Source organism: Ensifer sp. 1H6 (assembly GCF_001976035.1).
Taxonomy (GTDB): Bacteria; Pseudomonadota; Alphaproteobacteria; order Rhizobiales; family Rhizobiaceae; genus Ensifer; species Ensifer canadensis.
Genome location: NZ_MOAI01000001.1, coordinates 97,023 through 115,351, shown reverse-complemented (window position 1 = coordinate 115,351; position 18,329 = coordinate 97,023). Strand labels below are relative to the sequence as shown.

At 60.1% G+C, this 18,329-nt stretch carries 16 protein-coding genes and 2 pseudogenes; 12 read left to right on the top strand and 6 right to left on the bottom strand.

Annotated elements, in window-relative coordinates:
• Window positions 1-27: 27 nt before the first annotated feature.
• Window positions 28-822 (top strand): SDR family oxidoreductase, encoded by a 795-nt coding sequence (locus tag BKP54_RS00480; protein ID WP_025430191.1) that lies wholly within the window; start codon window positions 28-30, stop codon window positions 820-822.
• A 165-nt stretch (window positions 823-987) separates the two neighbouring features.
• Window positions 988-1,929: a DMT family transporter gene (locus BKP54_RS00475; protein ID WP_025430190.1), complete on the top strand. Its 942-nt coding sequence runs from the start codon at window positions 988-990 to the stop codon at window positions 1,927-1,929.
• 45 nt (window positions 1,930-1,974) lie between these two features.
• Here the strand turns inward: BKP54_RS00475 and BKP54_RS00470 are convergent, their stop codons facing one another.
• The 3 genes from BKP54_RS00470 to BKP54_RS00460 form a co-directional block, all read right to left on the bottom strand.
• Window positions 1,975-2,940, bottom strand: a complete 966-nt coding sequence (locus BKP54_RS00470; protein ID WP_025430189.1) for an NADP-dependent oxidoreductase — start codon at window positions 2,938-2,940, stop codon at window positions 1,975-1,977.
• A 134-nt stretch (window positions 2,941-3,074) separates the two neighbouring features.
• A complete protein-coding gene (locus BKP54_RS00465) occupies window positions 3,075-3,530 on the bottom strand; it encodes a carboxymuconolactone decarboxylase family protein (RefSeq protein WP_025430188.1) in 456 nt (151 codons plus the stop codon).
• A gap of 4 nt (window positions 3,531-3,534) precedes the next feature.
• Window positions 3,535-3,960, bottom strand: a complete 426-nt coding sequence (locus tag BKP54_RS00460) for a cupin domain-containing protein (protein WP_025430187.1) — start codon at window positions 3,958-3,960, stop codon at window positions 3,535-3,537.
• Window positions 3,961-4,068: 108 nt separating this feature from the next.
• Here BKP54_RS00460 and BKP54_RS00455 point away from each other — a divergent pair, with 108 nt between their 5' ends.
• Window positions 4,069-5,490 carry a PLP-dependent aminotransferase family protein gene (locus BKP54_RS00455; protein WP_025430186.1) on the top strand — a complete coding sequence of 474 codons (1,422 nt, stop codon included), beginning with the start codon at window positions 4,069-4,071 and terminating at the stop codon, window positions 5,488-5,490.
• 194 nt (window positions 5,491-5,684) lie between these two features.
• Here the strand turns inward: BKP54_RS00455 and BKP54_RS00450 are convergent, their stop codons facing one another.
• Window positions 5,685-5,897: a hypothetical protein gene (locus BKP54_RS00450; RefSeq protein WP_025430185.1), complete on the bottom strand. Its 213-nt coding sequence runs from the start codon at window positions 5,895-5,897 to the stop codon at window positions 5,685-5,687.
• Window positions 5,898-6,211: 314 nt separating this feature from the next.
• Window positions 6,212-7,450 (bottom strand): bifunctional alpha/beta hydrolase/OsmC family protein, encoded by a 1,239-nt coding sequence (locus BKP54_RS00445; protein ID WP_084813991.1) that lies wholly within the window; start codon window positions 7,448-7,450, stop codon window positions 6,212-6,214.
• Between the two features lie 192 nt (window positions 7,451-7,642).
• Here BKP54_RS00445 and BKP54_RS00440 point away from each other — a divergent pair, with 192 nt between their 5' ends.
• The 4 genes from BKP54_RS00440 to BKP54_RS00425 all read left to right on the top strand — a co-directional run bounded on the left by BKP54_RS00440 (window position 7,643) and on the right by BKP54_RS00425 (window position 11,734).
• Entirely contained in the window at window positions 7,643-8,518 is an 876-nt protein-coding gene (locus BKP54_RS00440; protein WP_084813990.1) for a LysR family transcriptional regulator, read from the top strand.
• A gap of 110 nt (window positions 8,519-8,628) precedes the next feature.
• Window positions 8,629-9,075: a peptide-methionine (R)-S-oxide reductase MsrB gene (gene msrB, locus BKP54_RS00435; RefSeq protein WP_025430182.1), complete on the top strand. Its 447-nt coding sequence runs from the start codon at window positions 8,629-8,631 to the stop codon at window positions 9,073-9,075.
• Entirely contained in the window at window positions 9,072-9,578 is a 507-nt protein-coding gene (gene msrA, locus BKP54_RS00430; RefSeq protein ID WP_025430181.1) for a peptide-methionine (S)-S-oxide reductase MsrA, read from the top strand. Before msrB ends, msrA begins: the two co-directional genes overlap by 4 nt.
• A gap of 302 nt (window positions 9,579-9,880) precedes the next feature.
• Entirely contained in the window at window positions 9,881-11,734 is a 1,854-nt protein-coding gene (locus tag BKP54_RS00425; protein WP_025430180.1) for an ABC transporter ATP-binding protein, read from the top strand.
• 178 nt (window positions 11,735-11,912) lie between these two features.
• On the opposite strand, the gene BKP54_RS00420 is transcribed toward BKP54_RS00425, so the two are convergent.
• Window positions 11,913-12,566: a glutathione S-transferase family protein gene (locus BKP54_RS00420; RefSeq protein WP_025430179.1), complete on the bottom strand. Its 654-nt coding sequence runs from the start codon at window positions 12,564-12,566 to the stop codon at window positions 11,913-11,915.
• 406 nt (window positions 12,567-12,972) lie between these two features.
• On the opposite strand from BKP54_RS00420, the pseudogene BKP54_RS00415 reads away from it, so the two are divergent.
• From BKP54_RS00415 to BKP54_RS00395, 5 genes and pseudogenes are all read left to right on the top strand, one after another.
• Window positions 12,973-13,561, top strand: a pseudogene (locus BKP54_RS00415) (ANTAR domain-containing response regulator).
• Window positions 13,562-13,613: 52 nt separating this feature from the next.
• Window positions 13,614-14,910, top strand: a pseudogene (locus tag BKP54_RS00410) (CmpA/NrtA family ABC transporter substrate-binding protein).
• A gap of 355 nt (window positions 14,911-15,265) precedes the next feature.
• On the top strand, window positions 15,266-16,558 hold the full coding sequence (locus tag BKP54_RS00405) for a CmpA/NrtA family ABC transporter substrate-binding protein (protein WP_025430176.1): 1,293 nt from the start codon (window positions 15,266-15,268) through the stop codon (window positions 16,556-16,558).
• A gap of 58 nt (window positions 16,559-16,616) precedes the next feature.
• Window positions 16,617-17,510: a nitrate ABC transporter permease gene (gene ntrB, locus BKP54_RS00400; protein ID WP_084813989.1), complete on the top strand. Its 894-nt coding sequence runs from the start codon at window positions 16,617-16,619 to the stop codon at window positions 17,508-17,510.
• A gap of 14 nt (window positions 17,511-17,524) precedes the next feature.
• The gene (locus BKP54_RS00395; RefSeq protein WP_025430174.1) at window positions 17,525-18,325 is read left to right on the top strand and encodes an ABC transporter ATP-binding protein; all 801 of its coding nucleotides are present in this window, start codon (window positions 17,525-17,527) and stop codon (window positions 18,323-18,325) included.
• Window positions 18,326-18,329: the final 4 nt, after the last annotated feature.

The window sequence follows — 18,329 nt, the reverse complement described above, 5'->3', positions numbered from 1 at the left end:
TTTCACCACAATCAGAGAGGAACGACGATGCAAGAGACGTTGGGAAAAGCTGTCATTACCGGTGCATCGAGCGGTATCGGTGCGCTTTACGCTGATCGCCTGGCTCGGAAGGGTTATGATCTGATCCTCGTCGCGCGAAACGGCGATCGGCTGTGGCGAGCTGCTGCAACCATTCACGAGCAGACGGGCCGCACGGTTGAAACGGTCACGGCCGACCTGACGGTCGCGGACGATGTGGCGCGGGTCGCGGCGCAGATCGCCGGTGATCCGCGGATAACTATGCTGGTCAATAATGCCGGCGTCGGCGCAACTGCGCCTCTGCTCCAATCTGACGCTCACGCCATGAGCGCGATGATCGCACTCAACGTCGACGCTCTGATGCGCCTCACCTATGCCGCGGTGCCTGCCTTCGTCGAGCGGAACAGGGGCACCATCATCAATATCGCTTCGATCGTGGCGGTTGCACCTGAGAGACTGAATGGCGTCTACGGCGGCACGAAGGCCTTTGTTCTCGCCTTCAGCCAGAGCCTGCGTCAGGAGCTCGCCGACAGCAACGTTCATGTGCAGGTCGTGTTGCCAGGCGCCACTGCGACCGACTTCTGGGATATCGCCGGCTTGCCCGTGCAGCACCTGCCCCAGGAAATCGTCATGCCGGCCGATGCCTTGGTCGACGCCGCGCTCATGGGTCTCGCCCGCAACGAATTCGTTACGATCCCCAGCCTTCACGATGTCGGCCAGTGGGACACCTTCGAGGCTGCCCGCCAGGCGATGGCCGACAATCTGTCTACGAACAAACCCGCCGACCGCTACCTGGCCAACTGACCACCATTGAGGGCACACGGGCGACAACGTCGACGCCCGGCAGTGCCCTCTCTTAGATCAAGGGAAGCGCGAAGGCTCTATCGCTGTGTAGCATAGAGAAACATTGGCCATGGAACGAGCAGACGGCGGGACCGCCTCGCTTGGCTTGGCAGATCGGGGCCAGTTATGGACAGGCAGTTTTATATCGGCGTTTTCGCGGCGATTTTTGCCGCATTCGCCTTTTCCCTCAACTTCATCGTGCCGTTCGTCATCGGCGATTACTCTACCTTCGATTTTGCTCTGATCCGCCATGTCGTTTCGGCGGTGGTTGGCGTGTATATCTTGGTGATCACCAAGGGGGTGGCGCAGTACCTTACCCCCGGCAACTGGCTCATCGCCACGTGGCTCGCCTTCATCGGCTATGTCGGCTATTTCCTCACGGTTACGGGCGCGGCCATCTATGCCGGGCCGGTGATTGCGCCCGCATTCCTCGGACTTGTCCCGATCGTTCTGGCCCTCATCGGCAATCGGCGGCAGGGATCCCTGCCGTGGCGATTTTTGATGATGCCGCTCATGCTGGTGTTGTTCGGTCTTGTTCTTGTCAACAGCGCCGCGTTCACCGAGGTCGGATTGGATTCTGTGCGTTCACTCTGGATTGGGGTTCCACTTTCTATCGCAGCCGTCGTGTTGTGGGTATGGTTTGCCATTGCTAACCAGGCAGCACTGGCCGCCAGACCGGGCATGCCTTCAGGTGTGTGGTCGGCTCTCATCCTCATCGGCGGCGGCATTTTGATGCTGGTTTTCTACCCGATTGGCGCAGCGATGGGGCTGTTCCAGCTTCCCAAGCTTGGTTTCGGATGGGGCACCGCTGCACCATTGTACCTGTGGGGTGTGTCGCTCGCTCTGGTGGCGACAGTTGGCGGCGTCTGGACCTGGAATGTGGCCGCGCGCAGCCTGCCGGTCGCGCTGGCGGCTCAATTGATCGTTTCAGAAACGGCCTTCGGCGTCATTGGTGGGCTCATTGTCCATGCTCGAATACCGACGGTTTTGGAAGGCGCCGGCGTTGCGATACTGATCGCCGGGGTCGTTCTGGCGATCCGTGTGTTCCACGGAAGAAGGGCCTGTTGAAGCGACCCATCATTCCATTTCTCCGGTAGCCTGGCGCGATTTTCGTCAGTTGGCTTCACCCATTGCCAGGACGATTTTTCCCTTCGGTCTCGGCAGCTCGCCTTCGAGCATCAAGTGCGCGTCCTTCGCTTGCTCAAACCGTAATGTCGCCCCGACATTCATCCGGAGGGCACCCCGGGAGACGAGAGAGGAGATGCGGGCAAGGCTTTCGGTCGATACGTCGACGAGAAAAAATTTGGACAGGACCTGGTGCCGTGCGGCCAGAGCCTGGTCCGGAACCGAAACGGCCGAAATCAATCGCCCTCCCTTTTTCAGCACCCGGAACGATCGCGTTTGGGTTTCTCCGCCCACCAGATCGATGACGGCATCGACATCGCGAATTTCGTCCTCAAATCTGGTTTTTGTATAGTCGATGACCGTTTCGCCACCGAGAGCAACAACGCTTTCGATGTCACCCGACGCGGCGGTGCACACTGTCCGAAGGCCCGCTTCTCTGGCGAATTGCACGGCATAGGCGCCGACGTTTCCCGCCGAACCGTGGATCAGCACAGTTTGGCCCTTTTCCAAACCAGCCTGATCGAAAAGTGCCTGCCATGCTGTCACCGCGATCACGGGCAGCGATGCCGCAGCGACGTGGTCAATCGACACTGGTTTGTGATCGAGCATGGAAGCACTGGCGACTGCGTATTGCGCGTATCCACCACAAAAGCGCTTGTTGGTGACGCCATAGACATCATCTCCAACCTTGAACCGCGTCACCCCAGCGCCGACCGCCCCGACCTCGCCTGAGATGTCCGAACCGAGAATGAGAGGGAGAGGCTGGGGCAGGGCGCTGTTGCCGGCGCGAATCCACCCATCCCAAGGGCCAACACCAGCCGCATGGACCTTGACGATGACCTCGTTCATCCCTGGCTCTGGAGTGTCCACGCGCTCCAACTGCATTACATCTGGCGGCCCGAACTGATGGACGCGCCATGCCTTTCCTGAGAAGGTCTTTGAGACATCCGGCATGTGTTTTCCTCTCGATGTTAGTGCAGTGACGAGCGCGCTGCTCACAGTGAAACAGCCCGGGCTCCACCGCCAAATCGCGTTGGGCCGCGCTGCGGACGCGCGATCGGCCGCGGTCCGCGAGCGCTGTTTCGAGGCTATCTGCCAATCGCCGCGTGGGGCACATTCCTGAAGCTTATGGCCATCCGATTGTAGGCGTTCATGAGGCTGATCGCGATCGTGAGATCGACGCGTTCGCGTTCGCTGAAGACGGCGCTGACAGCGTCATAGGCGTCACTAGGCACACCCGTCTCTGCCACGCGCGTCACTGTTTCGGCCCATGCGAGCGCCGCACGCTCGCGCTCGTCGAAGAGAGGGCCGGCTTCCCGCCAGGCTTGAAGCAACGCGATCTTCTCGATCTGCTGCCCTTTCTTCAAAAGATCCCGCGTGTGCATGTCGAGACAATAGGCACAGTTGTTGATCTGGGAAACACGCAGATAGACCAGCTCGAGCAAAACGGATGGGAGGCCGCTTTGCATGACGTAACCGTAGACACCGCCCAGCGCTTTCGCGCCGGCAGGAGCGATTTGGTTATAGTCCAGACGGGCTGACATCGGTTCATTCCTTTGCTTTGGCTGTGGTGGTCAGTTCCTTGTCGTCGGTGTCGACGACAAAGACAGCCAGAAGCTTCGCGGGTTCGGTCTTGCTCGCGTTGCGGCTTACGAGGTGGCTGGAGCCAGGGGTCTCGTAGAAGCTTTCGCCGGGACGATAGGTCCTCTTGGGCTCATCGTTCACCTGTGACTCGATTTCTCCCGACAGAACATAGGCAAAAATGAACGCCGATTTTGCATGGACATGTGGCAGTGACGCTCCGCCTGGACCGTAATCGACGACCACGGCGCGAACCGACTTGCCGGGAATGTTCGGAATATTCTGCTCGAAGGCCGGCGTAACTGTTTCGAGGGGATCATGCGCGGCGACGGGCATCGCAACGGCAATGGCGACTGCGGCGCAGGCTGCACCGATGATGGATCGTGCATTCATGATGACATTTCTCCTTTGTGGCCTGTTCATCTACTCGCTATAAATACCCCTCGACTGGTCCTGTATTAAGCACCAGGAACGCACGAAAATCTTGTACCACGGGACGGAATGGCTAAACCGCTTGAGCTGCAGATTGATCGCACTGCGAAGACCCCGCTGGCGGACCAGATCTGCATGGGCATCACTGCCGCGATCGACAGTGGCGTATTGGCATCAGGCGCGCGCCTACCCTCCTGGATAGACTTGGCGGCCCAACTTGGCGTCGCCCGTGGCACCGTTCGGCTAGCCTACGATAAACTGGCGGCGGCTCAGCTTATCGTTGCATCTCGCACAACGGGAACGCGTGTAACGGAGCGACCGATCCTATCCCGGCGACAGGATTCCCCACCGGAGCCTGGCTCCTTCATGGAGCGGTATCAGGAGATGATCGCGGGCCCGGCAATCTTCCAGATGGGCGTGCCGGCGAAGGAGACCTTTCCCGCAAAACTCTTCGCCAGGATCCGGTCCCAAAGTGTGCGCGCCGAGGCGAGCGCACCGGCGATGTATCCGGACCCACGCGGCGAACTCGAGCTGCGGCGAGAGATCGCCGCCTATCTTGCCATTGCGCGCGGGATCGAGTGTTTGCCCTCTCAGATCCTCATCACTTGCGGTTTTGCCAGCGGCCTTGGATTGACCCTCCACGCGCTTGGGCTCGAAGGACGCAAGGCATGGATGGAGGATCCTGGATTTCCGTTCACGCGGCGCGGGCTTGAGTTGGCGAGATTGTTGCCTGTCCCTGTCCCGGTTGACGCCGACGGCATCGATGTCGACTACGGCCTTCGCATCGCTCCGGACGCGGGGCTAGTCGTTGTGACACCTGGACAGCAGGCTCCAACTGGAATGACGCTTTCGCTCGGGCGACGGCTGCATCTTCTTGATTGGGCGGATCAGGCGGGAGCTTGGGTAATCGAGGATGATTATTTGGGCGAGTTGCAACTGACAGGCCGCGCCGCGCCGGCACTCGCCTCGATTGATCGTGCAGGCCGGGTCATCCATATCGGCTCGTTCAGCAAGACCATAAGTCCGACATTGCGCCTCGGCTTTGTCCTCGTGCCGCGGTCTCTGGAAGCCCGCTTCGCCGAGGTGGCGGCATGTTTGGCGCCTCCGCCCGGGCCATCCGTACAACTCGCCACCGCGGAGTTTATTTGCGAGGGGCATTTCTTGCGGCATCTGCGGCGCACGAAACGCGCATACACGGCACGCCGAGACGCATTGCTGCGGTGTCTGGAAGCGCGCGCAGACGGGATCATCGTCACGACAGCGGGTCTGGCCGTTCTGTTGCGCCTCGCCGATGGCGCGCCGGATGTTTCCATCGTGCGCGAAACGCTACCGTTCGGCCTGGCACCGGCACCCTTGTCGGTATGGCACGCGTCGCCAGCCTTCGCGAAACCCGGTCTGCTTTTGGGCGTTGCCACGTGTCCTCAGCAATATGTCGAGCGGTCTTGTGACCGCCTTCTCGAAATTATTCATCGCTGCACATCGTCGCGATGAGGAAGGCACCGGCCCAATCCGTCGGTCTTTTCTGACAGCCTGATCACGGATCCAATGTGCCAACCTTCAAAGGTGGCGGTCAACATACTCCGCCACTCGCGTGCACAAGGGCGAAAGAACGGAGCCTGAGGCCAGCAAGGGGCAGTTTATTGGAGCGCTGGTGATCGCGATCAATCACAGCCGGTGCTTGTCAGCTAGAGGCGCGGGGTTCTGGGTGAGAACTCCTCATCGAGATCCTCGAAATGAAAAGGCGGAGCGAGCGTTCCGTGTGCCTCAGTTGTGGCGAGGAGACCGGCACTGGACCGACTGATTGGCACGAACGGTGCCCTCTTGAAATCGCCCGAGTAAAACAGGGAGGCCGCTGCGGCGACGCAGAAGGCAAGGAAAAGATTGATGATGCCGGACATTTCACGTGCCTTGCTTTGATATTGGCGCCCAATCCGCGGCCAGTGTTCCAAGTGCTGCTTGCCCCGACCATTTACCGCCAAACCACATGGCCCGCAGGCAAGTCTCGACGCCTTGACACAGATCGATAACGCACCTGGAACACTGGTATTCGTTGCGCATGTAGACGTAACCTAGATTTCTCAAGCGTTTGTATCTGATGCCAACGAACCCATCTTCCTGCGATCGCGTATACCGGATATGTCTGCCTAGGGGCGTTTCTGTAATCATTTGTATCCGCGCAGGCGGATTGCGGCGGCGCCTCTATCGAGAGCGGTTATCGCAACGGCGCTTTCACGACCGTTTCTATCCTTGCGACACCCTCCAGCGTACGATGGACCGGGCATTTGTCGGCGATTTCAGCGATCTTGCCTCGAAGCTCCTCTGAGACCTCGCCGTCGATTGATATGACGCGTTCGAAGCGATCAATCCTGCCGCCAGTGCTGCGCTCAGATTCCGTGCATTCCACACAATCCCTGGCATGGATCTTCGTGTGGGAGACATCAACGCCGATGCGTCCGAGCGGCAGATTCTTGTATTCGGCGTATTGGCGCAGCGTCATCGACGTGCAGGCGCCGAGCGCAATGGACAGGAAGTCATAGGGTGACGGACCGGAATCGAGCCCGCCCATTGCCTTTGGTTCATCGGCGAAAAGACGATGGCTGCCGGCCTGGGTGGTGTTCTGAAATTTGCCGCCGCCTGTCTCCGTCACCCGCACATGCTCTATCGGCTCCGCGCCTTGCGGCGCATCGGCAGCGAGATAGCGCGTCATCCATCCTGAAATGACACGTCCGGCAAAGGCCGCGTCCTCAAGATTTGTGAGCAGGTGATCTGCCTTGTCCAGCGATATGAAGCTTTTGGGATGTCTGGCTGCGCCGAAGATTTCGGTAGCGTTGTCGATGCCGACGGTTTCGTCCAAGGGGCTATGCAAAATGAGCAGTGGCTTTTTCAGCGACGCGACGGCGCCCTTGATGCGGTGCGCACGCGCATCCTCGACAAATTGCATTTTGACGAGGAACTTGCGTCCGGCGAGATCCACTTCCGCCGAACCGGACGTCTCGATCTCCTTGAGGCTCGCGCCCAAGTTCTTCAACACGTGGCCGACATCGGCCGGTGCGCCAATCGTTGCAACCGCGCGGACTTCAGCAATGTCCTTGGCCGCCGCGAGCACTGCGGCCCCGCCGAGCGAATGACCGACCAGCAACGAGGGTGCCTGGAAGTGATGACGTAGATAGTCGGCCGCCGAGACAAGGTCGGCAACATTCGAGGAGAAATTCGTCGATGCGAATTCGCCTTCACTCGATCCCAACCCCGTGAAGTCGAAACGTAGGACAGCGATACCCTCTCGGGCCAGTTCCGCTGCGATCCGGCGCGCCGACGCCAGGTCCTTGGAACAGGTGAAACAATGGGCAAACAGAGCGTAGGCGCGCAGGGGCCCGCTGGGGAAGTCGAGCCGGGCGGCAAGAGTTGCTCCGGAATGGCCGGCAAATTGAAGCCGTTGCGAACTGAAAGCCATAGGAATGCTCCTTCGCTGCTGGGACGTGCGCAGTCTATATGAGCAGCGACGACCGGCTACCCGGATTCGTTCCGGACCCATTCTGCTCGTGCCCTTCACCTGAGCCAAGCGTTGCGGCAAGCTGCGTTCTCGCGGGTGACAAGCGCGCCAACTTTGCGACTGCAGCCAGGCAACCAACGTGGAGCATCAGACATGGATATCAATCAGGTCGGATACTTCCTCAATCTGGCTGAAACGTTGAACTTCACGGAAGCCGCGCGTCGAAGCGGCGTGTCGCAACCGAGCTTGACGCGCGCAATTCAGCGCCTCGAAGAAGAACTGGGCAGTCCACTGATCTACCGCGATGGCAAGGACAGCCGCCTGACAGCGCTTGGTCGCGACGTCCAGGCTGAATTCATGCGGGTGGAACTCGCTCTTCGAAACGTGCGCGAACATTCAGAAAGCACGGTCCACGGCCGCCGCCGTATTCTCGACATTGCCGTTGCCCCGACGATCGGCCCCGCCAAGTTCACGGCATTCTTTGACAAAGTGCTCAGCCAACTCCCTGCCGTAAACCTCAACATGCATCAGTTGTCGGCCGGCGAGGGTGCGCTGGAGGTGCTGTCGGGCAAGTATCATGCCTGCATCCTTCCGGAAGCGCCGCGTTTCAACCCCAAGCTCAACATCGTGCCGCTGTTTCGTGAGCGATTTCTCCTCGCCTGCGCTGATGGGCACCCACTTGCTGAAAATGACGTCGTCAGCGTCAAGGCCCTCGCCTCGTATCCATATGTCGACCGGCTCGCTTGCGAGTTCCATACCCAGATCACAGAGCACCTGATGAACCACAACGCGGTGATGCAGCCACGTTTCAGTGCCGATCGTGAGGACTGGGTCCAGCAACTGGTGGCGGAAGGCCGCGCGATCTGCATTATGCCCGAGCGTTCGGTCGTGGTTGAGGGGATAGTGACCCGCAGGATCGAAGGCATGTCATTGGAGCGAGAGGTGGTCTTGGCATCCGTTTCCGGTTCTGGCACGCCACTTGAGATGCGCAAGATCGCCCAGATGGCAGCCCGTCACGATTGGGCCTGAGGCGCCGGAACGCCCCATGGCATCGCTATTGAATCTATGCACGCCCTCTATTGGGAAAATCGCCGACCCAGCGCCATATTCTGGCAGCAAGTCCAATAGGAGTAATGGCTGTGAAGTACACGAAGACCGACGACGCGATCGCCAGGCTGACGTCGATTCAGTACCAAGTGACCCAGAAAAATGCGACGGAACGGCCCTTTACCGGGTCGTACAATGACAACAAGGAACCGGGCATCTACGTCGACATCGTTTCAGGCGAACCGCTGTTTGCCTCTGCCGACAAGTTCGAATCCGGTTGCGGCTGGCCGAGTTTTACGAAGCCGATCGTACATGCAAATGTTCGCGAATTGTCTGATGGTACTCATGGCATGATCCGCACCGAAGTGCGCTCAGCTCATGCCGATAGTCACCTCGGCCACGTGTTCACCGACGGTCCCGCAGATCGGGGTGGATTGCGTTATTGCATCAACTCCGCGGCACTGCGGTTCATTCCGCTCGGCGAAATGCAGGCCGAGGGCTATGGTGCCTATCTCAACCAAGTGGAGACTTTCAAATGACCGAGAAAGCTGTTTTGGCCGGTGGCTGCTTCTGGGGCATGCAGGATCTCATCCGAGCGTTGCCCGGCGTCATCAAGACCCGGGTGGGTTATACCGGCGGCGATGTACCGAATGCGACCTATCGCAATCACGGCACCCACGCCGAAGGTATTGAGATCGTGTTCGACCCCGAGACGATCAGTTATCGCCGGATTCTGGAGTATTTCTTCCAGATTCACGACCCAACGACGGTCGACCGGCAGGGCAACGACATCGGCAGTTCGTACCGATCTGCGATCTACGTTCTTGGCGATGAGCAAAGACGAATAGCCAAAGACACCATCGCCGACGTCGACGCGTCGGGACTGTGGCCAGGAAAAGCCGTGACGTCAGTCGAGCCGGTTGGAGATTTCTGGGAAGCGGAACCGGAGCACCAGGACTACCTGGAGCGCTATCCCAACGGCTACACCTGCCATTTTCCGCGCGCGAACTGGGTGCTGCCCAAGCGGGAAGCGGCCGCGTAACCGCCGGTACGTCAGCTTCAAGAGAATGGCATCCCAGCGTTCTGGTGATTTGCCGGAACACTGGGATGCCTCTGTACGCGGATGCGATCGCGAGCACATTGCCCGCGGTCGCTTTTCGGCAACCGTGCGTGGTTGGTAAAGACGCCGGGTCTGGGAACACATATCCGAGGTCTTCGCTCCCTCCCAATAGTTGCAAAATTCCCGGATTTTACCAAAATATTCTAATTAAGATTGCAGGGAGAGGGTGGTAAGGTGCGATCTGCGTCGCTGACCTTCCCATCCGCTATTTGACCGAGTGGCCCATGTCGATTTCAGATGCGATCTACCGTCCGTTCGAAACCTTGATCCGGCCCCTGGATATTCCTTACCGACCGCTGCCGTCCAAGGGGCCCGCAACCGTCCTTCTGCATTTCATATCGATGTTCCGCGGCGTGCTGATCGCGCTCGCGCTTTCGTCCATGGCGATTGAGGCCATCAACCTGACCATCGTCTGGGGGCTTTCTGTCATCGTCGATGGCGTATCGCAGAACGGTGCATCCGCCTTCTTGCACAGCGAATGGCCCCTCCTGGCTTTTCTCGGGCTGCTGATCTTTCCGGCCATGCCAGTCGCCTCGTTTCTATTGAACACGCTCAACTCGCATACGCTCGGCGTCGGCATGCCGGCCGCAATCCAATGGCAGGGTCACAAGGCGGTCGAGCGGCAGGATCTGGCTTTCTTCCACGATCTTTTTGCCGGACAGGTCGCTTCGCGCCTGTCACAAGTATCATCCGCCGTTCAGCAGCAGATCATCGCCGCCTTCCAGTCCATTCCACGTTTCCTGCTGCAGATGGTCGGTTCCGTCGTTTTGCTGAGCGCCCTATCCTGGCAGCTCGCCCTGCCGGTCATCGTCTGGATCGGGCTCAATGTGGCACTCGCCGTCAAGATGGCCCCGATTTTCGTGGAACGCTCGCGCAGCACTGCCAAGCAGCGAAGCTTGGTGTCAGGCGCCATCACCGACCTTTACACCAACATGCAAATGATCAAGCAGTTCGCTGCGGAAGACAGCGAGGCCGGCGCGATCCGTCGCATCATTCACAAAACCATACAGACGCAGCACAGGGAACAGCGCATCTACCGCACGTCTGAACTCATTGTCGTGGCACTGAACATGGCACTTTGGCTGGCGATGCTTTCGATTGGTTTTTCGGGCCTCGTCAACGCCTTTCTCACGGTCGGCGAGTTCGTCGGGGCGGTCTATATCCTCCAAAGGCTGTCCGGGCACACCTTCACCTTCCTGCAGATGGGCCAGCAGATCTTCCAGGCGATCGGGACGATCAAGGATGCGATGCCCGTGATGACGACGCCGCCGACCATAACAGATCGGCCTGACGCGACGGCCCTCGTGGTCAACAGCGGCGAGATCCGTTTCCAAGACGTCTGCTTCGCATACAAGTCCGGCAAGCCCGTCATCGCCAACCTATCGCTGACGATGCGGCCGGGGGAGAAGGTGGGGCTGGTCGGCCTCTCCGGGGCCGGCAAGACCACGCTGGTGAGCCTGCTGCTGCGCTTCTACGACATCAACGAAGGCGCGATCCTGATCGACGGGCAGGACATCCGCGATGTCACACAGACAAGTCTTCGCCGCAACATCGGGGTCATCGCGCAAGACGTCGCGCTACTGCACCGTTCGGTCGGCGACAATATCCGTTACGGCCGACCGGAGGCGACGCAGGAAGAGGTCGAAGAGGCGGCCAAAACGGCAAGGGCCGATGTGTTCATCGCCGATCTTGCTGATGGCGAAGGCCGTAAGGGCTATTGCGCCTTCGTCGGCGACCGCGGCATCAAGCTCTCGGGCGGTCAACGGCAGCGCGTGGCGATCGCCCGCGTTCTGCTGAAGGATGCGCCGATCCTCGTGCTGGACGAAGCGACCTCCGCTCTCGACAGCGAATCTGAGGCTGCCATCCAAGAAAAACTCAACCTGGTGATGGAGGGAAAGACGGTGATTGCCATAGCACATCGCCTTTCGACCATCGCCATCATGGACCGGATAATCGTACTCGATCAGGGGCGCATCGTGGAAGAAGGCAGGCCGGAAGAACTGGTTGAACAGGATGGCCTGTTTGCCCGTCTGTGGAAACGCCAGACCGGCGGCTTCATTCCTGAAGAGATAGGCTAGCCCTGAGACAGGCAGTTGGTGGCGAGATGGGCCATCGGAGCGGTTTCCAACATACCGTCACCTGGAAGCCTGCCGTGTGTTCAATCGTTTTCCGCCGTTGCGTCCATGTTCACGCAAATGCTCCGGCTGAAGGCTGCCGGTAAAGATTTCCGTCTGGAACGCCCATCGTAGCGGACCTTTATCGGCCTGTTGATGCAGCGGTGAAAACCGCTAATTGAGCGTCGAAAGCACGCTGGTAGGCGGGTCGCGCTTCGCCGCGGGTGATATAGGCGGCGAGGTTCGGATATTCGTCCAGTATGCCTGATCCTGCCAATCTGCGCAGCACCGTCACCATAAGAAGGTCACCGGCGCTGAACTCGCCGTCGAGCCAATCGGCATTGCCAAGCCTCCCGGAAAGTTCGCTCAGCCGTTTACGGATGCGGCCCTCGACGGCAGACATCCGCTGCTCGTACCAGGTCTCATCGCCTTCCAGATACCTGGCGATTTCGCGATCCACGATCGGCGGCTCCATCGTGTTGAGCGCGGCAAACATCCATGTGATCGCGCGTGCCCGGGCATTCGCATCGTGTGGCAGCAGGCCCGAACGGCGTTCGGCGATATGGAACACGATGGCCCCGGACTCGAACAGGGCGAGATCGCCTTCTTCATAGGTCGGGATCTGTCCGAAAGGATGAAGCGCTAAATGCGCGGGTTCCTTCATCGTTTTGAACGAAACAAGACGAACGTCGTAAGGTTGGCCCACTTCTTCGAGCGCCCAGCGAACGCGCATGTCACGCGCCATGCCCCTGCCGCGATCGGGCGACTGTTCAAATGCGGTAATGGTGATAGTCATCGCTGTTCTCCATAGCTCGTCTGTCTTGAAGACGATCGACTAAGCGAGATTCCGACACTCCGTGCTCGAGATTGCTCGGGGGTATTACCGCAATTCTGGCCTATGCCCTGCGGGCATCATATCGACGCAGATCAGACTTGGCAGCAATTGCATGGGGCCCCTCGCCACTACGTCGACTACTGAGAAGCCAGGCGATCGCAGAATGCCCCGTGAGCATCTTGCCGGATTCTATAGTCTTGGGAATAATCTCTGCGGAAAGAAGCCTACGGCTTCGGAAGCGCTGTCTGGAGCAAAGTTCCGACCTTACAAATGACGCGGCATCGACTAAAAAATAGGCAGCGGAAAATTTGTTAAGAAAATAGGCAATTCTGTTGCGGAAATTGCTGCGCTGCATCATGATCGCCTCATGACAAACCGCGACCTCACCATTCTCGTCATCGACGAGAACGCCATTCGTGCCTCGATCATCGAGGAAGGATTGCATGAGGCCGGGCATCGCAAGGTGACTGTCATTCATGAGGTTCAGGGTGTCGCGCGCGTCATAGACAGTCTCAGGCCGGATGTCATCGTCATCGACATCGAAAACCCCAATCGCGATATGATGGAGCATCTGTTCCAGCTGACGCGTACGGTCGGGCGGCCGATCGCGATGTTCGTGGATCGCTCCGACACCGCTTCGATCGAGGCAGCGGTGGAGGCAGGCGTGTCCGCCTATATCGTCGACGGTCTCAAAAAGGAGCGCGTCAAGCCGATCCTGGACATGGCCGTCAGTCGTTTCAACGCCTTCAGCCGATTGCAACGGGAACTGGCCGATGCCAGGTCCGCGCTCGAGGAGCGCAAGGTCATCGAGCGCGCCAAGGGCATCCTGATGAAGATCCGTGGTCTCTCGGAAGAGGAAGCCTTTGCCCTGCTGCGGCAGACGGCGATGAACGAAAAAAAAGAAGATGTCTGAAATCGCGCAAAGCGTGGTGACGGCCGCCGGCCTGCTGATGTGATGGCGGGCGCGGCGCATCTGCTTGGTCGCAAGGAGTGAATGGAGTGAACAGCATGGCCAATTTCGGCGATATCGGCAGCGGCCTCACCTCGTCCGGTCACGGTTTGCCGGCGCCGCAAAAGATGCGCAGCGAGGGCGCCCGCACGCTTCGTGCCGGCTTCATCCCGCTCGTCGATGCCTCGGTCCTGATCGCCGCCTCCGAGTTCGGTTTTGCGCGCAGGGAAGGTCTTGTGCTGGACCTGGTCAAGGATGTGTCCTGGGCAAATGTCCGCGACCGTTTGGCTTTCCGCCAGTTCGATATTGCCCACATGCTTTCTCCCATGCCGGTTGCTGCCGTGCTTGGGCTCGGCTCCAATCCTTCGCCGACGATCACGCCCTTCTCGCTCGGGCGCGGCGGCAATGCCATCACGCTGTCCAATCGGCTCTTTGCCCGCATGGTGGAGGAGGGGGGGGCTTGAAGGCGCCGAGGACGCGCTTGCCAATGCCCAAGCGCTCGCCGCCGTACTTGGGCGCATGAAAGCGAATGGCGATGCGCCGTCGACCTTGGGCGTCACCTATCCGTTCTCCTCGCACAATTACGAATTCCGGTACTGGTTGGCTGCCGGCGGCGTTGATCCGGATCGTGACGTCAAGCTTGTGGTCGTGCCGCCGCCGATGGCATCCGACGCGCTCGAAGCCGGCGCGATCGACGGTTTCTGCGTCGGCGCGCCCTGGAACATGGTCGCATCCGAGCGCGGTGTCGGACGTATTGTCGCCGCCAAGCAGGATATCTGGCCGTCGGCGCCCGAAAAGGTCATCGGCATGCGCCCCGAGTGGGCCGAAGCCAATCCAGAAACCGTTTCGCGGTTGATCGTGGCGCTGGATGCTGCCGCGCGCTGGTGCGACGATCCGCAAAATCGCGATGCCTTGTCCGAAGTGCTCGCTGACCAGCGCTATGTCGGCGCTCCGGTTGAAATCATCCGCCGCGTGCTTTCCGGTGAGTTCACCATCGACGCTCAAGGACAGCGTCGGGTCATCGACGACTATTTCGTCTTCCACCGCAACTTCGCCAACTATCCCCGCCCGGGCCACGCACTGTGGATCTACAGCCAGATGGCGCGCTGGGGACAGGCCGATCTAAGCCGGGAAGCGATGACGGCGGCAGCTTCGGCCTATCGCTCGGACCTTTATCGACTTGCGCTCGGGGCCGACGCGGCACCTGCGGATGCCGATATCAGGATCGAGGGCGCATCCGCTGAGGATCGCTTCATGGACGGGCATGTTTTCGATCCTGCGGCGATTGAGGCCTATGTCGAGGCGTTTCCTGTGCGCGCAGAGGGCAGCGTGGCCGCATCTGGCGCTGACAACTGATGGTTCGGCCGCTGCTTGTTTGGGCAGAGCGGCCGAGCCGGTTGTGTGCAGCGCACAATAATTCAGCAGATTCTATAATAGCTGTTTTGCTGGGCAATTACGCTCGTTCGTATTTTTATCATTCGATATCAAGCTATTAGTTCCTAGTTTGTCGAACTGGCACGGCTCTTGCTTTTAAGAAATTGCTTCGGTCAACGGCGATTGAAGCGAGTTCAAACGCCAGATCGCGTTTGCCAGAGACACTGACGTCGCACGGTTTTTGTTTCCCGAGGAATCCTCCTGATCCCGGACGCAATCTCCAAGCGGCGTTTTTTTTATGTCCGGTTTTGCCCGGCAGCAGCAGAGGAACCTGCGCATGATCAAGTTTTCGACTGGCGGACTGACCCGCCGCGGCCTGCTGAAAACCACAGCGACGGCCGCTCTACTCGGTGCCGTCAAGACGGCCTTCCCGACCGGCGCCTTTGCACAGTCGGCCGGTCCCGAGACTACCAAGGCGGTTCTCGGTTTCATTGCTCTGACAGACTCCGCGCCGCTGATCGTCGCCAAGGAAAAGGGCTTGTTCGACAAATACGGCATGACCGAAGTCGACGTGGTCAAGCAGGCCTCCTGGGGCACCACACGCGACAACCTCGTGCTCGGTTCGGCCGGCGCCGGTATTGATGGCGCCCATATCCTGACGCCGATGCCTTACCTGATCTCGACCGGCAAGGTGACGCAGAACAACCAGCCTCTGCCGATGGCGATCCTCGCGCGCCTCAATCTCGACGCGCAGGCAATCTCGGTCGGTGGCGCCTATGCCGATCTCAAGGTCGGCCTCGATGCATCGGCGCTGAAGCAAGCCTTTGCCAAGAAGAAGGCTGAAGGCGCTGCCGCCAAGGTGGCGATGACCTTCCCCGGCGGCACGCATGACCTGTGGCTGCGCTATTGGCTTGCCGCTGGCGGTATCGATCCGGACTCCGATGTCGAGACCATCGTCGTGCCGCCGCCGCAGATGGTCGCCAACATGAAGGTCGGCACCATGGACTGTTTCTGCGTCGGCGAGCCCTGGAACGAGCAGCTCGTCAACCAGAAGATCGGCTACACCGCCGTCAACACCGCCGAAATCTGGAACGAGCATCCGGAAAAATCCTTCGCCATGCGGGCTGACTGGGTGGAGAAGAACCCGCGCGCCGCAAGGGCGCTCACCATGGCCATCCAGGAAGCCGCGCAATGGTGCGACGACATGGCCAACAAGGAAGAACTGGCGAAGATCGTCGGCAAGCGCAGCTGGTTCAACGTGCCGCCGAAGGACATCGTCGACCGGCTGAAGGGCGAATACGACTACGGCAACGGCAAGGTCGTCGAGGCGAGCCCGCACTTCATGAAGTTCTGGCGCGACCACGCCTCCTATCCCTTCCAGAGCCATGACAGCTGGTTCCTGACGGAGAACATCCGCTGGGGCAAGTTTGCTCCCGACACCGACATCAAGGCGCTCGTTGCCAAGGTCAACCGCGAGGATATCTGGCGCGATGCGGCAAAGGAGCTCGGCGTCTCCGACATCCCGACCTCGACCTCACGCGGCATCGAGAAATTCTTCGACGGCAAGGTGTTCGATCCCGCAGACCCGCAGGCTTACCTGAAGAGCCTGAGCATTTCGCGCGTCGCCTGAGCCTTTTTGGCGGCGGGCTCGCCCGCCGCCGCTCGACTTGAACCTTTAGGAGAACGGTATGTCCGTCACCAATCTCAAGCTTCCGCAGGAGGCTGCTCAGCGGCCCGTGGCCCGGGTCATCGCCTTTACCCGTGCGACGAAGCCCGGCGGCAGCCGCCGGTTGCCGGCAGCACTCGCCACAGTCTTGACCAACCTCGTCCCGCTGGTGGTGACCCTGAGCTTTATCCTCGTCGCCTGGCAGGTGATCTGTTCTGCGCCCGACTCGAGCCTGCCGGCGCCGACACGTGTTCTGGAGGAAAGCTGGGAGCTGATCGCGCATCCGTTCTATGTCGGACAGGGCGTCGATCAAGGCCTGTTCTGGCATATTTCGGCCAGCCTTCAGCGCGTTGCGATCGGTTATGCGCTCGCCGCTGTCGTCGGTATCGCGCTCGGCGCACTCGTCGGCCAGAGCGCCCTTGCCATGCGCGGGCTCGATCCGATCTTCCAGGTGCTGCGCACCGTGCCGCCGCTCGCCTGGCTGCCGCTGTCGCTCGCCGCCTTCCAGGACGGCACCCCCTCGGCGATCTTCGTGATCTTCATCACCGCGATCTGGCCGATCATCATCAACACCGCCGTCGGCATCCGCAACATTCCGCAGGACTACCAGAACGTCGCCAAGGTGCTGCGGCTCAATGCCTTCGAGTATTTCGCCAAGATCATGCTGCCGGCCGCCGCCCCTTACATCTTCACCGGCCTTCGCATCGGCATCGGCTTGTCCTGGCTTGCGATCGTTGCCGCCGAGATGCTGATCGGCGGCGTCGGCATCGGTTTCTTCATCTGGGATGCGTGGAACTCGTCGCTGATCAGCGACATCATCGTTGCGCTCATCTACGTCGGCATCGTCGGCTTCCTCCTCGATCGTCTCATCGCCCTCATCGGTCGCGTCGTCACCCGCGGCACGGCAACTGCGTGAGAAAGGCAAAGACCATGACCAAGAGCTATCTCTCGCTTGAGCTTATCGACAAGAGCTTCGAACGCGGCGGTGTCAGGACGGACGTTCTGAAGCAGGTTTCGCTTTCCGTCGACAAGGGCGAATTCATCTCGATCATCGGCCATTCCGGCTGCGGAAAGTCGACGCTGCTCAATATCGTCGCCGGCCTGACGCAGGCGACCACCGGCGTCGTGCTCCTCGATGGCCGCGTTGCCGACGAGCCGGGACCGGACCGCGCCGTCGTCTTCCAGAACCATTCCCTGCTGCCCTGGTTGACGGTTTACGAAAACGTCCGCCTCGGCGTCGACAAGGTCTTCCGCGCGACCAAGGGCAAGGCCGAACGTCACGAATGGACCATGCGCAATCTCGAGCTGGTGCAGATGGCGCATGCCGCCGACAAGCGTCCGTCTGAGGTTTCCGGCGGCATGAAGCAGCGCGTCGGCATCGCCCGGGCGCTGGCCATGGAACCGAAGGTTCTTCTGCTCGACGAGCCGTTCGGCGCGCTCGATGCCCTGACCCGCGCCCATCTGCAGGACCAGGTGATGCAGATCCACGCCGAGCTCGGCAATACGGTGCTGATGATCACCCATGATGTCGACGAGGCGGTGCTGCTTTCCGACCGCATCGTCATGATGACCAATGGACCTTCGGCGCGCATCGGTGAAATCCTCGATGTGCCGCTTGCCCGCCCGCGCCGGCGCATCGAACTGGCGGCCGACCGAACCTACCTCAAATGCCGCGAAGCGGTGCTCAAGTTCCTCTACGAGCGCCACCGTTTCGTCGAAGCTGCGGAGTGATTTC

Bases quoted from the DNA above. Each gene is read 5' to 3' on its own strand.
- BKP54_RS00420 (WP_025430179.1), bottom strand. From the start codon at position 12,566: ATGACTATCACCATTACCGCATTTGAACAGTCGCCCGATCGCGGCAGG.
- BKP54_RS00470 (WP_025430189.1), bottom strand. From the start codon at position 2,940: ATGCCGGATGTCTCAAAGACCTTCTCAGGAAAGGCATGGCGCGTCCAT.
- BKP54_RS00465 (WP_025430188.1), bottom strand. From the start codon at position 3,530: ATGTCAGCCCGTCTGGACTATAACCAAATCGCTCCTGCCGGCGCGAAA.
- ntrB (WP_084813989.1), top strand. From the start codon at position 16,617: ATGTCCGTCACCAATCTCAAGCTTCCGCAGGAGGCTGCTCAGCGGCCC.
- BKP54_RS00475 (WP_025430190.1), top strand. From the start codon at position 988: ATGGACAGGCAGTTTTATATCGGCGTTTTCGCGGCGATTTTTGCCGCA.
- BKP54_RS00405 (WP_025430176.1), top strand. From the start codon at position 15,266: ATGATCAAGTTTTCGACTGGCGGACTGACCCGCCGCGGCCTGCTGAAA.
- BKP54_RS00460 (WP_025430187.1), bottom strand. From the start codon at position 3,960: ATGAATGCACGATCCATCATCGGTGCAGCCTGCGCCGCAGTCGCCATT.
- BKP54_RS00395 (WP_025430174.1), top strand. From the start codon at position 17,525: ATGACCAAGAGCTATCTCTCGCTTGAGCTTATCGACAAGAGCTTCGAA.
- BKP54_RS00455 (WP_025430186.1), top strand. From the start codon at position 4,069: ATGGCTAAACCGCTTGAGCTGCAGATTGATCGCACTGCGAAGACCCCG.
- BKP54_RS00440 (WP_084813990.1), top strand. From the start codon at position 7,643: ATGGATATCAATCAGGTCGGATACTTCCTCAATCTGGCTGAAACGTTG.
- BKP54_RS00425 (WP_025430180.1), top strand. From the start codon at position 9,881: ATGTCGATTTCAGATGCGATCTACCGTCCGTTCGAAACCTTGATCCGG.
- BKP54_RS00445 (WP_084813991.1), bottom strand. From the start codon at position 7,450: ATGGCTTTCAGTTCGCAACGGCTTCAATTTGCCGGCCATTCCGGAGCA.
- BKP54_RS00480 (WP_025430191.1), top strand. From the start codon at position 28: ATGCAAGAGACGTTGGGAAAAGCTGTCATTACCGGTGCATCGAGCGGT.
- BKP54_RS00450 (WP_025430185.1), bottom strand. From the start codon at position 5,897: ATGTCCGGCATCATCAATCTTTTCCTTGCCTTCTGCGTCGCCGCAGCG.
- msrA (WP_025430181.1), top strand. From the start codon at position 9,072: ATGACCGAGAAAGCTGTTTTGGCCGGTGGCTGCTTCTGGGGCATGCAG.